This is a genomic window from Jatrophihabitans sp., assembly GCF_036389215.1.
Lineage (GTDB): Bacteria > Actinomycetota > Actinomycetes > Mycobacteriales > Jatrophihabitantaceae > Jatrophihabitans_A.
The window spans coordinates 1-14155 of record NZ_DASVQG010000230.1; the positions used below are offsets into that span (position 1 = coordinate 1).

At 70.4% G+C, this 14155-nt stretch carries 14 protein-coding genes; 12 read left to right on the forward strand and 2 right to left on the reverse strand.

The genetic code is table 11. From position 1 onward, the window contains the following. Positions 1 to 63 precede the first annotated feature (63 nt). From VF542_RS12735 to VF542_RS12765, 7 genes are all read left to right on the forward strand, one after another. Entirely contained in the window at positions 64 to 1302 is a 1239-nt protein-coding gene (locus VF542_RS12735) for a glycosyltransferase family 4 protein (RefSeq protein WP_408652079.1), read from the forward strand. Positions 1303 to 1390: 88 nt separating this feature from the next. Continuing rightward, positions 1391 to 1963, forward strand: a complete 573-nt coding sequence (locus tag VF542_RS12740) for a hypothetical protein (protein ID WP_408652080.1) — start codon at positions 1391 to 1393, stop codon at positions 1961 to 1963. Positions 1964 to 2017: 54 nt separating this feature from the next. Next, on the forward strand, positions 2018 to 3094 hold the full coding sequence (locus tag VF542_RS12745; protein ID WP_408652081.1) for a DUF3048 domain-containing protein: 1077 nt from the start codon (positions 2018 to 2020) through the stop codon (positions 3092 to 3094). A gap of 176 nt (positions 3095 to 3270) precedes the next feature. After that, positions 3271 to 4224 (forward strand): pyridoxal 5'-phosphate synthase lyase subunit PdxS, encoded by a 954-nt coding sequence (pdxS, locus tag VF542_RS12750; protein ID WP_408652082.1) that lies wholly within the window; start codon positions 3271 to 3273, stop codon positions 4222 to 4224. A gap of 4 nt (positions 4225 to 4228) precedes the next feature. Continuing rightward, positions 4229 to 4456 (forward strand): DUF2277 domain-containing protein, encoded by a 228-nt coding sequence (locus VF542_RS12755; RefSeq protein ID WP_408652083.1) that lies wholly within the window; start codon positions 4229 to 4231, stop codon positions 4454 to 4456. A gap of 3 nt (positions 4457 to 4459) precedes the next feature. Continuing rightward, entirely contained in the window at positions 4460 to 5095 is a 636-nt protein-coding gene (gene pdxT / locus VF542_RS12760) for a pyridoxal 5'-phosphate synthase glutaminase subunit PdxT (protein WP_408652084.1), read from the forward strand. Positions 5096 to 5183: 88 nt separating this feature from the next. Then, on the forward strand, positions 5184 to 5933 hold the full coding sequence (locus tag VF542_RS12765) for a YebC/PmpR family DNA-binding transcriptional regulator (protein ID WP_408652085.1): 750 nt from the start codon (positions 5184 to 5186) through the stop codon (positions 5931 to 5933). Positions 5934 to 5985: 52 nt separating this feature from the next. Here VF542_RS12765 and VF542_RS12770 read toward each other — a convergent pair whose 3' ends face one another. Continuing rightward, positions 5986 to 8232: an MMPL family transporter gene (locus tag VF542_RS12770; RefSeq protein WP_408652086.1), complete on the reverse strand. Its 2247-nt coding sequence runs from the start codon at positions 8230 to 8232 to the stop codon at positions 5986 to 5988. An 80-nt stretch (positions 8233 to 8312) separates the two neighbouring features. Next, a complete protein-coding gene (locus tag VF542_RS12775) occupies positions 8313 to 9101 on the reverse strand; it encodes a site-2 protease family protein (protein ID WP_408652087.1) in 789 nt (262 codons plus the stop codon). 154 nt (positions 9102 to 9255) lie between these two features. On the opposite strand from VF542_RS12775, the gene ruvC reads away from it, so the two are divergent. From ruvC to secD, 5 genes are all read left to right on the forward strand, one after another. Then, positions 9256 to 9885, forward strand: a complete 630-nt coding sequence (ruvC, locus tag VF542_RS12780) for a crossover junction endodeoxyribonuclease RuvC (RefSeq protein ID WP_408652088.1) — start codon at positions 9256 to 9258, stop codon at positions 9883 to 9885. Next, positions 9882 to 10490 carry a Holliday junction branch migration protein RuvA gene (ruvA, locus tag VF542_RS12785; protein ID WP_408652089.1) on the forward strand — a complete coding sequence of 203 codons (609 nt, stop codon included), beginning with the start codon at positions 9882 to 9884 and terminating at the stop codon, positions 10488 to 10490. Before ruvC ends, ruvA begins: the two co-directional genes overlap by 4 nt. Then, positions 10487 to 11533: a Holliday junction branch migration DNA helicase RuvB gene (gene ruvB, locus VF542_RS12790; RefSeq protein ID WP_408652090.1), complete on the forward strand. Its 1047-nt coding sequence runs from the start codon at positions 10487 to 10489 to the stop codon at positions 11531 to 11533. The genes ruvA and ruvB overlap by 4 nt, the downstream gene beginning before the upstream one ends. Positions 11534 to 11629: 96 nt before the next feature. After that, positions 11630 to 12052, forward strand: a complete 423-nt coding sequence (locus tag VF542_RS12795) for a preprotein translocase subunit YajC (protein WP_408652091.1) — start codon at positions 11630 to 11632, stop codon at positions 12050 to 12052. A gap of 215 nt (positions 12053 to 12267) precedes the next feature. Further along, positions 12268 to 14155, forward strand: a 1888-nt coding sequence (gene secD / locus VF542_RS12800) for a protein translocase subunit SecD (RefSeq protein ID WP_408652092.1), incomplete at its 3' end; no start/stop codon positions are given.

A 14155-nucleotide genomic window follows, 5' to 3' on the forward strand; every position in this document is an offset into this window, starting at 1 on the left:
TCTGGCTGGCCGATCTGGACCAGTCCCGGCTGCCGGCCAGCCAGCCATGAAGGTCGCCCGGCCATGAGGATCGGCATCGTCTGCCCGTACCTGTGGGACATCCCCGGCGGCGTCCAGGCGCACGTCCGGGACCTGGCCGAAACCCTGATCGGCCTCGGTCACCAGGTGTCGGTGCTGGCGCCGGGGGAGGAGGACTCGCCCAGCCTGCCGAGCTACGTGGTGGCCGCCGGCCGGACCGTGCCGATCCCGTACAACGGCTCGGTCGCCCGGCTGCAGTTCGGGCTGGTGTCGGCGACCCGGGTGCGGCGCTGGCTGCGCCAGGGCGACTTCGACGTGGTGCACGTGCACGAGCCGGCGCCACCGAGCCTGTCGCTGCTGACGGTGCTGCTGGCCGACGCCCCGCTGGTGGCGACCTTTCATGCCGCCTCGACCCGGTCGCGGTTCCTGACGATGTTCGACAGCGCGGTCCAGGCCCTGCTGGAGCGGCTGTCCGGGCGGATCGCGGTGTCCCAGGCAGCCCGCAAGATGATCGTCGAGCACCTGGGCGCCGATGCGGTGGTGATCCCGAACGGGGTGTCGATCGCGGCCTTCGCCGGCGCCGAGCCGCTGCCGGGCTACCCGCGCGACCCGGCGCTGGGCGGCACGATCGGCTTCATCGGCCGCTACGACGAGCCACGCAAGGGCATGTCGGTGCTGCTGGAGGCGATGACCGAGCTGGTCCGCAGCCGGCCCGGGGTGCGGTTGCTGGTGGCCGGCCGGGGCCAGGAGCAGGACTTTCTCGACAAGCTGCCGGAGTCGCTGGCCGATTCGGTGGTGATGCTGGGAATGGTGAGTGAGCACGACAAGGCGGCACTGCTGCGCAGCGTCGACGTCTATGTCGCGCCCAACACCGGTGGCGAGAGCTTCGGCATCATCCTGCTGGAGGCGCTGGCTGCCCGGACCCCGATCGTCGCCAGCGACCTGCCGGCGTTCCGCCGGGTGCTCGATCCTGCTGACGCGACCGAGGGGGGCTCGCACCGCAGCGATCACCGGACCGATGGGAGACCCGGTGAGGGAGGATCGCAGCGACGAAGGAGCGAGGACCGGACCGATGGGAGACTCGTCCGGGCCGGCCTGCTGTTCCGCAACCGGGACTCCGCGGCCCTGGCCCGGGCACTGGAGCATGCGCTGTCGGATCACCAGCTGCGCCAGGAGCTTGCCGCGGCCGGGGCCGAAGTGGTGCGACCCTACGACTGGCAGGTCGTCGCGGCGCAGATCCTGCGGGTGTACGAGATCGCCTGCGCCGCGGCCGTACGGAACTAAGCCGTAAGCCGTCCGGGACTAATGTCATATTAACGACGGGTTAGCGAGCCTCCCGGAGTGCGCCCGGCCGAGTTTGTAGCCTGGCCCGGTGCTACCGGCGGGCTGGCTGATCGCGGCGGTCTTCGTCGCGATCTTGCTGACCTCCTGGGTGACCTTCACGCTGACCCGCCTGGACCGGCTGCACGCCCGGGTCGACGCCGCGCAGTCGGCGCTGGACGCCCAACTCGTCCGCCGGGCGGCGGCGCTGCTGCAACTGGCCGAGCGCCCGGACTCAACCCTCGCTCCGGACGCCGCCCACGCGCTGGTCGACACCGCCCGGGCCGCGCTGGCGGTGCAGCACTGGCAGCAGGACGAACGGCGCAACGTCGAGAACCAGGTCGGGCGCGCGATCGCCGGCTTGCAGCAGGACCGGGCGCGGCTGCCCGCCGACGCGGTCACCGAACTGGCCGAAGCGGCGGCCCGGGTGGTGATCGCCCGGCGATTCTTCAACGATGCGGTCCGTGACACCCGTACGCTGCGGGCGCGCAGAATGCCCCGGTTGTTGCATCTGGCCGGCCGCCGGGAGCTGCCGCTGTTCTTCGACATCGAGGACACCAGCGTCTTCACCGACAGCCCGGCAATCGACCGGGGACCGGGCACGACGCCCTCACCACCGACCTGAGCCCGACCACATAACGCGGCTGAACAGCCAGCCTCCACCGCAGGGAGCACCCCGATGATCGCCGGACTGTCCAAGCCCCAGGCCCTGATCGCCGGCGGGATCGCCGCGGTCGTGCTGATCGGCGGCGCCTCGGCCGTGGCGGTGCGCGGCGGTGACAAGACGAGGACCGCCGCACCCGCCAGCTCGACACCGCCGTCCAGCTCGGCGACCCCAACCCCGACCCCGGCGCCCACCGCCAAGCCACCCGCCAAACCGGTCGCCGCGGTCAATCCGCTGACCGGCATCGGCAAGCCGCCGTCCGGCCCGGTCCTGGGGGTCAAGATCGACGACACCGCCAACGGGCGGCCGTCGGTGGGCCTGGACAAGGCCGATGTGGTCTACATCGAGGAGGCCGAGGCCGGCCTGACCCGGATGCTGGCGGTGTTCGGCACCCACAAGCCGGTCGTCGAGCCGGTCCGAAGTGTCCGGGCCAGCGATGCCGAGCTGCTCGTCCAGTACGGGCGGATCTCCCTGGTCGCCTCCGGCGGCGGCCACGATGCGCTGCCCAGGCTGGACGCGTCGCCGATCAAGGGCATCATCAACGACCGCGGCGCTCCGGGCTTCTCCCGGGACGGCAACCGCCCGGCCCCGTACAACCTCAGGGCCGACCTCGCCCAGATGTCGGCGAGGGCCCGGACCGCCGGCTCCCGCAACATCGGCTTCAGCTGGGCCCGCACCGATCCCCGGCTCAAGTCCGCGCCGGCCGCGGCGAGCGTGCGGACGGTGGTGGGCAGCACTCCGGTCACCTTCCAGTGGCAGGCCCGGCTCGGCAAGTACGTCCGGACGGTCGGCGGTGCCCAGCTGCACACCGCCAGCGGCGCGCCGATCGCGACCCCGAACGTCCTGGTGCAGCTGTGCACGGTGACGGACAACCGCGGCGACATCGACGTCAACCACAACCCGTCCCGGTTCACCCACACGGTGGGCTCCGGGCGGGTGGTGCTGTTCCGCAACGGTCACCGGATCGAGGGAAAGTGGTCACGGGCGTCGGCGAGCGCTGCGACGAAGTTCACCGACGTCAAGGGCGCGCCGTTGCTGCTGGCACCGGGAGGCGCCTACGTGGTGCTGGCGAGCAGGGGAACCCGGGTGTAGCTCCGGCCCTGCTCGGGGTAGCCCGGCCTGCTCGGGTAGCCGGTCCCGCCCGGGGGTGTAGCTCTCCGGCGCTGCTCGGGGTAGCCCTGGCTGGGTGCGGTCCGGGCCCTGATGATGATGTCGAGATCACCGGTGCTAGTACCTGGCCAGGCGCTGATCGGCCGTAGAATGGCGGCATGACTTCTGAGCACGGCAGCGCCGCCAGCACCCCCGCCAGCACTCCTGCCAGCACGTTGTCCCCGGCGAACCCCACCGTGGGCACCGCTCGCGTCAAGCGAGGCATGGCCGAGATGCTCAAGGGCGGCGTCATCATGGACGTGGTCACGGCCGAGCAGGCCAAGATCGCCGAGGATTCCGGCGCGGTGGCCGTGATGGCACTGGAGCGGGTGCCCGCCGACATCCGCGCCCAGGGCGGCGTCTCCCGGATGAGTGACCCGGACATGATCGACTCGATCATCTCCGCCGTCTCGATCCCGGTGATGGCCAAGGCCAGGATCGGGCACTTCGTCGAGGCCCAGGTGTTGCAGGCCCTCGGGGTGGACTACATCGACGAGTCCGAGGTGCTGACCCCGGCCGACTACGCCAACCACATCGACAAGTGGCAGTTCACAGTGCCGTTCGTGTGCGGGGCCACCAACCTGGGCGAGGCGCTGCGCCGGATCACCGAGGGCGCGGCGATGATCCGGTCCAAGGGCGAAGCCGGCACCGGTGACGTGTCCAACGCCACCACGCACATGCGCAAGATCGGCGGCGAGATCCGGCGGCTGACGTCGCTGTCGGCCGACGAGCTGTACGTCGCGGCCAAGGAGTTGCAGGCACCCTACGAACTGGTTGCCGAGGTTGCCCGGCTCGGCAAGCTGCCCGTCGTGCTGTTCACGGCCGGTGGTATCGCCACGCCCGCCGACGCCGCGATGATGATGCAGCTCGGCGCTGAGGGCGTGTTCGTCGGTTCGGGCATCTTCAAGTCCGGCAATCCGGCCCAGCGTGCCGAGGCGATCGTCAAGGCCACCACCTTCTACGACGATCCGGACGTGCTGGCGAAGGTCTCGCGAGGGCTGGGTGAGGCCATGGTCGGCATCAACGTCGAAGAGATCCCGCAGCCGCACCGGCTCGCCGAGCGGGGCTGGTAACGCCATGTGCCGCAGCATCAAGACCCTTCGCCCGCCTTACACCGAGCACGTGACCTCCGAGGACAGCCGGGCGGCGGCATTGCAGTACGTCCGCAAGGTCTCCGGGATGCGCAAGCCCTCCAAGGCCAACCAGGAGGCGTTCGACGAGGCGGTGGCCCAGATCGCGGCGGTCACCGACGAGCTGCTGGCGAGCCTGGTGCTGCCGGCGCGCCCCGTCGCCGCCGCCGGATAGCTGGTGGAGGCTCCGCGGCCGCTGATCGGGGTACTCGCCCTGCAGGGTGACGTCCGCGAACACCTGGCCGCGCTGCGGGCGGTGGGCGCCGAGGCCATGCCGGTCCGGCGCCAGTCCGAACTCGACGCCGTGGACGGCCTGGTGATACCGGGTGGCGAGTCCACCACGATCGTGAAGCTCGCCCATTCCTTCGAACTGTTCGAGCCGTTGCACAAGCGGATCGCCGAGGGCATGCCCACCTACGGCTCCTGCGCCGGGATGATCCTGCTGGCCGACCGGATCCTGGGCGGCGTCGCCGGCCAGGACACCTTCGGCGGCATCGACATGACGGTCCGGCGCAATGCCTTCGGCCGGCAGGTCGAGTCCTTCGAGGAGCCGGTGCCGGTCGAGGGCATCGACGGCGGTCCGGTGACCGCGGTGTTCATCCGGGCACCATGGGTCGAGGAGGTCGGCCCGGACGCCCAGGTGCTCGCCCGGGTGGAGGCCGGACCGGCGGCGGGTAGAATCGTGGGGATTCGCCAGCAGCACCTGCTGGCCACGTCTTTCCACCCTGAGCTCACCGGTGACGCGCGAGTGCATGGGTATTTTCTGCAGATGGTGCGGGAGGCCGAGCAGCCACCCGCGAAGAGCGGAGAGTGACAGTGAGCGAGCATCGCAGGCGCCCTGGCGCCGAGGAGCGGAGCGAACAGGCGATGAGCGCTCGCGCGAAGAGCGGAGAGCGGAGAGCATGAGCGGCCATTCCAAGTGGGCGACGACCAAGCACAAGAAGGCTGTCGTCGACGCCAAGCGCGGCAAGATGTTCGCCAAGCTGATCAAGAACATCGAGGTCGCCGCGCGTACCGGTGGCGGTGACCCGAACGGCAACCCGACCCTCTACGACGCGATCCAGAAGGCACGCAAGACCTCGGTGCCGCTGGACAACATCGAACGGGCGGTCAAGCGCGGCTCGGGCGCCGAGGCCGGCGGCGCCGACTGGCAGACCATCATGTACGAGGGTTACGGACCCTCCGGCGTGGCGGTGCTCATCGAGTGCCTGACCGACAACCGCAACCGTGCGGCCAGCGAGGTGCGGACCGCGATGACCCGCAACGGCGGCAACATGGCCGACCCCGGCTCGGTGTCCTACCTGTTCAGCCGCAAGGGCGTGGTCCTCGTCCCCAAGACCGGCCTCACCGAGGACGACGTGCTCGGCGCGGTGCTGGAAGCGGGTGCTGAGGAGGTCAACGACCTGGGCGAGGAGTTCGAGGTGATCAGCGAGGCCGGTGACCTGGTGGCGGTGCGGACCGCGCTGCAGGACGCCGGCATCGACTACGACTCGGCCGACTCCTCGTTCCTACCCAGCGTGCAGGTGCCGCTGGACGAGGAAGGCGCCCGCAAGGTCTTCAAGCTGATCGACGCGCTCGAGGATTCCGACGACGTGCAGAACGTGTACGCCAACTTCGATGTGTCCGACGACGTGCTGGAAGCGGTCGGCTAGCAATCGGCCCGGCAGCTCCCAGCGGGCAGCCCTCCCGCCACGCCATGCCGCGCTAGACGCCGGCCAGTTCCCGGTTCTCGTTCGGGCCGGCCGGGTCGTGCTCGGGCCCGTCGGCAGCTTCGATCGACACCTGCGGCGTGATCCGGTCCAGCCACCTGGGGAAGTACCAGTTGGCATTGCCGAGCAGGTGCATCAGCGAGGGCACCAGGACGGTCCGAACCACGAAGGCGTCCAGGAACACCGCCGAGGCCAGCCCGATGCCGAACAGCTTGATCACCCGGGCGTCACCCAGGATGAAGCCGCCGAACACCGCGATCATGATGAGGGCCGCCGCGGTGATGATGCCGCCGGTCTCGCCCTGGCCGACCGTGATCGAGCGCCGGTTGTCACGGGTGTGCAGCCATTCCTCGTGCATCCGGCTGACCAGGAACACCTGGTAGTCCATCGACAGGCCGAACAGGACCGCGAAGAACATCACCGGGACGAACGCCTCGATCGGGCCGCCACCACCGATCCCCAGCGCTTCGGACAGCCAGCCCCACTGGAAGATCGCCACGATCACCCCGAAGGAGGCCGCTGCCGCCAGCAGGTTCATCACGGCGGCGGTCAGCGGGATCACCACGCTGCGGAAGGCCACCAGCAGCAGCAGGAACGACAGCCCGATCACGGCGATGAAGAAGACCGGCATCTTGGCCGACAGCACCTTGGCGAAGTCGGCGAAGATCGCGGTGATGCCGTAGACGTAGATGTGGTTGGCGGTGCCGGCGTACAGCGGTGGGAGCTCCGTGCCGCGCAGCTTCTTCACCAGCTCGGTGGTCCTGGCGTCCTGCGGTGAGGTGCTGGACTTGAACGTCACCAGCGCGATGTCGCGGGTGACCGGAAATGCCCGCACGCTGGCCGGGGCGACGTCGGCGACGGTGCTCAGGTGCCGGCTGACCCTGCCGAGGTAGGCCTGGTCGGCAGCGCCCGGGCCGCTGATCACCAGCTGCAGCCCGGAGTTGTAGCCGGGCCCGAACCCTTGCGCGATCAGGTCATAGCCCTTGCGGGTGGTCGAGGACTTCGGGTCGTTGCCCTGGTCGGAGGAGCCCAACCGCATCGAGAAGAACGGGATCGCCAGCACCGCCAGCATCGCCAGCGCCGCGGCGCCCAGGGCCAGCTTGCGCCGCTCGACCCGGTGCGACCAGCGATACCAGAAGTCCTTGTGCTCGCTCAGGTCGAAGGTGCCGGCCCGGACCTCCTTGCGCTGGTGCCGGGGCAGCACCCGCACGCCCAGGAAGCTCAGCAGGGCCGGCAGCAGGGTGAGCGAGGCCAGCATGGTGAGCGCGACCCCGATGGCCGTGCCCAGCGACACCCCGTACAGGAAGCTGACTCCCAGCGCCCACAAGCCCATCAGGGCGATGCAGACGGTGATCCCGGCGAACAGCACCGCGCGTCCGGAGGTGTTGATGGCCACCACGATCGAGTCCTCGACGCCCATGCCGCGCATCAGGTTCCGCCGGTGCCGGGTGACGATGAACAGCGCGTAGTCGACGCCGACGCCCAGAATCATCAGCAATGCCAATTGATTGGCGAAGGTAGCCACCGACATCACGTGCGAGAGCAGGCCGATCAGGGCCAGCCCGCTGCCCATCGCCGCGATCGCGCTGACCAGCGGCAGCAGGGTGGCGCCGACGGTCCGGAACACCACGAACAGGATGATCAGGGCGGCCAGGAAACCGAATACCTCGGGCGGGACGCCGGTGGTCTCCTGGGCGAGGACCTGGAAGGCGTTACCGGTGAACTCGACCTGCAGGCCCGCGGAGTTCAGCGGCGTGAGGGCGTCGTGCACGCCGGTGATCTGGGCGATCGCGGGCTGCTGCTCGGCCCAGTTGACATCGGCCACGGCGATGGGCTTGTCCTTGCTCACCTGGGCGGCTGCCGCGGCCGGGTCGGTGCCCCCACTGGGGCTGCCGGGCTGAGCGCAGGTCACCAGGCCGTAGGGCGAGTTGACCGAGGCGATCCCGAAGCCGCCGTCGCACAGCTTGCGCAGCGCCGGCTGGACCTGCCCCGCGTAGTCGGCGATGGTGCCTGAGCGCGCATGCAGCACCACGGTGCCGCTGGCGCCGTTCTGGCTGTCCAGCCCCGCCGCGGACAGCAGCTCGGCCACTGTCTGGGTCTCGGTGCCCGGAAGCTTGAAGTCGTCTCGGTAGTCCGAGCCGCCGAGCCCGCCCAGCAGTGCCTGCATCGCGACGATGAAGACGATCCACCCGGCTACCACGAACCAGCGCCGTCGCACCGCGAGCCGAGCCAGTGTCTGCATCGACGTTCCCCCGTAACTGTTAGAGCAACGCTACGGCGCTCACGCTGAGGAGCGGCGGTTGCCGAAGAAAATACCGGCGTTCAGCTGGTCTCCCAGAACCTCAACAGTTCCAGGCCGATCTGGCCGACGGGCGCCGGCAGTCCCGATAGTTCGAACAACCAGTAGATCGCCCGGAAGAACGCGCTGTTGAGCGACTGGATCTGGAGCAACGCGAACAGCGCCAGCATGCCGAACGGCTTGAACTGCTCGGCGGACTGGCGGAACTTCGGGTCCAGATAGGGCTCGATCGCGCCGTAACCGTCCAGTCCGGGCACCGGCAGCAGGTTCAGGATCGAGGCCATCACCTGCAGCAGCGCCAGACCGGCCACCCCGTACCAGAAGATGCCGTGCTCGCTGCCGAGGCCGACCCGGCGTACCAGCACCAGCAGCAACACCGCGAAGCCGACGTTGACCGCGGGACCCGACAACGACACCAGCGCTCGCTGGGCGTTGCTGCGGAACCGGTGCGGATGCAGGTAGACCGCCCCGCCGGGCAGCCCGATGCCGCCGATCGCGATGAACAGCACCGGCAGCAGGATGGAGAGCACCGGATGGCTGTATTTGAGCGGGTTCAGGGTCAGGTAGCCGCGGGCCTCGACCTCCCGGTCGCCGAAGCGCCAGGCCAGATAGGCGTGGGCGAACTCGTGGACGCAGACCGTCACCACCCAGCCGGCCACGATGAAGAGGAAGACACCCAGCCGTGCCGTCCGAGTGGCGGTGCTGGCCTGCCAGGCCAGGTAGCCACCGACGGCGGTGACCGCCAGCACCGCGAGAAAGATCGGGCTGGGGCGGATGCCGGCGCGCGGCGCTCGTCGAAACGGCAGGGTCATGATCGGGGAGTCTAGGCAGCCGGGTGGCGCCGCGGGGGCTGCCGCGTGTCGAGGGCAACCACGCGCGGCGGCGGCCGGTAACGTGTCGAACGCCCGTTCGATTGGGTGTGGCCCGAGCGAGACAGTCTGTGGAAACCGTGGAATGAGGCGCCTGATGCGAGTGCTCGGCGTGGACCCCGGGCTCACCAGATGTGGCATCGGGGTGGTGCAGGGCAGCACCGGCCGGGCGCTGTCGCTGGTGCACGTCGAGGTGGTCCGGACGCCGGCCGAGGATCCGCTGGCGACCCGGCTGCTCGTGCTGGCCGACGCGCTGACCGCCGCGGTGAGCGAATACCGTCCTGATGTGGTCGTCGTCGAGCGGGTGTTCGCCCAGCAGAACGTCCGGACGGTGACCGGCACCGCGCAGGCCGCCGGCCTGGCGATGGTCGCGGCCGCCCGGCAGGGCATCGCCGTGCACCTGCACACCCCGTCCGAGGTGAAGGCCGCGATCACCGGTTCGGGAACCGCGGACAAGGCCCAGGTGACCGCGATGGTGACCCGGATCCTCAAACTGGACGTCGCCCCCACGCCGGCCGATGCTGCTGACGCCCTGGCACTGGCGATCTGTCACATCTGGCGGGGCGCCGCCCAGGCCCGGTTGGATGCCGCCGTGACGCACGCCCGGGCCGGTGCCCGGGTGCCGGGTAGCGGCAGCCGTCCCGGTTCGCGAGGGAGCATCGCAGCGAGGGACGAGCGAGGAGCGGACCGAGATGATTCAGCCCCACCGATAGGAGTGCGCCGATGATCGCAAGCGTGCACGGCCGGGTGGCCGCCGTGGGCCCGGACGGCGCGGTCGTCGAGGTGGGCGGTGTCGGGCTCGCGGTCTCCTGCTCGCCGGCGACGCTGGCCCGGCTGCGGGTCGGTGAGACGGCCAGGCTCGCGACCAGCCTGGTGGTGCGGGAGGACTCGCTGACCCTGTACGGCTTCGCCGACGACGACGAGCGGGGCCTGTTCGAGTTGCTGCAGACCGCCAACGGGGTCGGCCCGAAGCTGGCCCAGACGATTCTCGGGGTGTACCCGCCGCGCGAGGTCCGCCGGGCGATCGCCACCGGGGACTTCCCGGCGCTGGTCAAGGTTCCCGGCATCGGGCGCAAGGGTGCTGAGAAGATCGTCATCGAGCTGCGGGACCGGATCGGCTCGATCAGCGGTTCTGACGGCACCTCGCCGCTGGCCGGTGTCACCGCGATCGCGCCGTGGAAGGACCAGGTGCTGCACGCGCTGGCCGGCCTCGGTTTCACCGGCAAGGAGGCCGCCGAGGCGATCGATGTGGTGGCCGCGGACTCGGAGGACAACCCTGAGGTCGCCGTCATCCTGCGGCGGGCCATCCAGTTGCTCGGCCGCGCCCGATGAATCCCGACCGCGACGTCGTCTCGCCGTTCCCCGACGTCGAGGAGACCGAGGTCGAGGCCAGCCTGCGGCCTCGGCGGCTTACCGAGTTCGTCGGCCAGCCGAAGGTCCGCGAGCAACTGCAGGTGGTGCTGGAGGGTGCGCTGCGGCGCAACCGGCCACCCGATCACGTCCTGCTGTCCGGCCCGCCGGGCCTGGGCAAGACCAGCCTGGCGATGATCATCGCCGCCGAGCTCGGCGCACCGTTCCGGCTGACCTCCGGCCCGGCCATCGAGCGGGCCGGGGATCTGGCCGCGCTGCTGACCAGCCTGGGCGAGGGCGAGGTGCTGTTCATCGACGAGATCCACCGGATCGCCCGCCCGGCCGAGGAACTGCTGTACATGGCGATGGAGGATTTCCGGGTCGACGTGATGGTCGGCAAGGGTCCCGGCGCGACCGCCATTCCGCTGGAGCTGGCGCCCTTCACCCTGGTCGGCGCCACCACCCGGGCGGGCCTGCTCACCGGCCCGCTGCGGGACCGGTTCGGCTTCACCGGGCACATGGACTTCTACGAGGTGCCGGAGCTGGAGCAGGTGCTGCGCCGGTCGGCACAGCTGCTGGACGTCCGGCTCACCCCGGAGGGCGCGGCCGAGATCGCCAGCCGGTCACGCGGCACGCCCCGGATCGCCAACCGCCTGCTGCGCCGGGTCCGTGACTTCGCCGAGGTGCGCGCCGACGGTCTGATCACCGCCGAGGTGGCCCACGCCGCCCTGGAGGTCTACGACGTGGACGAGCTCGGCCTGGACCGGTTGGACAAGGCGGTGCTCAACGCGCTGGTGCGCCGGTTCGGCGGCGGCCCGGTCGGGGTCAGCACGCTCGCGGTGGCGGTCGGTGAGGAGATCGAGACGGTGCAGGAGGTCGCGGAGCCGTTCCTGGTGCGAGCCGGCCTGCTGGCCCGCACCCCGCGCGGCCGGGTGGCGACCCAGGCCGCCTGGCAGCACCTGGGCATCCGGCCACCGGCCGGCCTGGAAGGCGGGGTCTCGCCGACACTTTTTGACGACGTCTGACGTTGGGAATGCAGACCTGTCCGAACACTGCGGCGAGCCGATCGCCGCAGCCGATGCCGGCCCGCTGACCGGCTCCGCCTAGTTGGGATCCGCGCTGTGACCGAGATCTTTCCGCTGCTGCTGCTGGCTCTGCTGCTGGTCGCCATGATGCTGTTCTCCCGCCGCAACAAGCAGCGGATCGCGGCGGCGGACGCGCTCCGGCGGGAACGGATCACCACCGGCACCGACGTGATGACCACCTCGGGCCTGTACGGCACGGTGGTCTCGGTGAACGACGACGGCACCGTGCTGCTGTCCATCGCGCCGGGGGTCGAGGTGCGCTGGACGATCGCCGCGCTGCGCGAGGTGACCGAGCTGCCCGAGCAGTACCGCGAGCCGATCGCCGGGGGCGGGGGGCAGTCCGGCGAGCCCCGCGGCGCGGTGGACGCACCGGCCGCGCAGCTGCCGTCCTCGGCGGCGCCGCGGCCGGCGAGCCCCAGCAGCCGGCGACCTCGGCGGCGGGGCAGCAGCCCGAGTTAGACCGTTATGCCGGGCAGGGTGAGCAATCCTTGAGGCGATCGGTCATACTATCTCCCCGAGTCCGCCAACCGGGCAGAACACCGGTGATCGGCTGAGGCGGCTGTGGGGCAGGCGGCTGTGGGCCTGTCGGCCTCGCAGGCGTGAAGTGACGAATGAGGAGAACAATTTCCGTGGCACCATCAGCCGGAACGCTGCGCGTCGGGCGTTATTTCGCAGTGCTCCTTGGTCTGTTCGTAGTCCTCTACGGCATCGTGTTCTGGCCGGGCCAGCCTCGCACGCCCAAGCTCGGCCTGGATCTGGAGGGCGGCGCTCAGGTCATCCTGAAAGCCCAGTCGACCGGTGGCAAGACCCCGACGAAGACCTCGATGGACCAGGCCCGCCAGATCATCACCAACCGCGTCAACGGGCTCGGGGTGTCCTCCGCCGAGGTGGTCACCCAGGGCAACGACCGGATCGTCGTGTCGGTGCCTGGCGCCGGGGCCAATGACATCAAGGACGTCGGCGGCACGGCGTTGCTGCAGTTCCGCCCGCTGTTGATGCAGCCGGTGCCCGCTGCCGCTCCGGCCCCGACGGGTTCGGCGTCACCCTCGGCCAGCGGCTCGGCCTCCGCGAGCGGCAGCGCCAAGCCCTCGGCCAGTGCCAGCGCCAAGCCCTCGGCCACCGCCAAGCCCTCGGCCACCGCCAAGCCCGCCTCCAGCTCACCGTCGGCGCACGGCCGGGTGGTCCCGCACGCGGCCGCCAGCAGCTCGCCGGCCGCGTCGCCGCCGGCCACCCCGTCGCCGTCGGCCACCCCGTCGCCGTCGGCCAGCGCTGCCGGCTCCCCGTCGCCGTCCGGCTCGGCCGGCGGCGCCGCCGATCCGAGCGCGCCGATCGACCAGTGGAAGCGGCTCGGCTTCACCCCGCCGACCACTCCTGAAGCGATCGCCGCGCTGCCGGCCGCCCAGGCGACCGCGCTCCAGAACGCGATCCAGTCCTGGCCGTGCAACAACATCACCAAGCCGCTGGACGTCCCGAGCAAGCCGGTGATCACCTGCGACCAGGCCAACACCACCAAGTACCTGCTGGGCCCGGTGATCGTGGCCGGCACCGAGGTCAAGACGGCTGACGCCCGGGCGCCGGGCTCCGTCCAGGGTCAGCTGACCTGGACCGTGAGCCTGGACCTCAAGCCCAAGGGCCAGGCAGCCTGGGCCGCCTACACCGCCAAGCACAACGTGACGGTCAACCCCAACGACATCGCCAACCAGGTCGCGGACACCCTCGACACCAAGGTGATCGTCGCCTCCACCATCCAGGGCACCATCAGCGGGACCACCGAGATCAGCGGCGACTTCGACGAGACGAAGGCCACCAACCTGGCCAACTCCCTGAAGTACGGCGCGCTGCCGCTGAACTTCGTGCAGCAGTCGGCGACCTCGATCTCACCCACCCTGGGCACCGACCAGTTGAAGGCAGGCCTGCTGGCCGGCGGCATCGGGCTCGTCCTGGTGGTGATCTACTCGCTGCTCTACTACCGGGCGCTGGGGCTGGTCACGATCATCTCGCTGATGGTTTCCGGCGGCTTGACCTACGCGATGCTGGTGATCCTCGGCCAGCAGATCGGGTTCACCCTCACCCTGGCTGGTATCGCCGGTTTCATCGTCGCGGTCGGTATCACCGCCGACTCGTTCGTGGTGTTCTTCGAGCGGATAAAGGACGAGGTGCATGAGGGCCGAACGGCCCGGGTGGCGATCCCGCGCGCCTGGGAACGGTCGCGGCGCACCATCCTGTCGGCCGACACGGTGTCCTTCCTGGCCGCCGCGACGTTGTACTACTTCGCGGCCGGTGAGGTGAAGGGCTTCGCGTTCACCCTCGGCCTGTCCACGGTGATCGACCTGATCGTGGTGTTCCTCTTCACCCACCCGCTGGTCGCCCTGTTCTCCCGCAGCGCGGCGTTCGGCTCGGCCAAGTTCACCGGTCTCAACCAGGCGCGCACCGGCGGCATCGCGACCCGCACCCTGCCCGAGCCCGAACTGGCCACCGCCGGGGTGGGGACCGTGGGCGGAACCGGCGCGGTGACGCTGTCCAAGGGCGGTGGGCGACGAGCCGATTCCGGCGTCCACACCG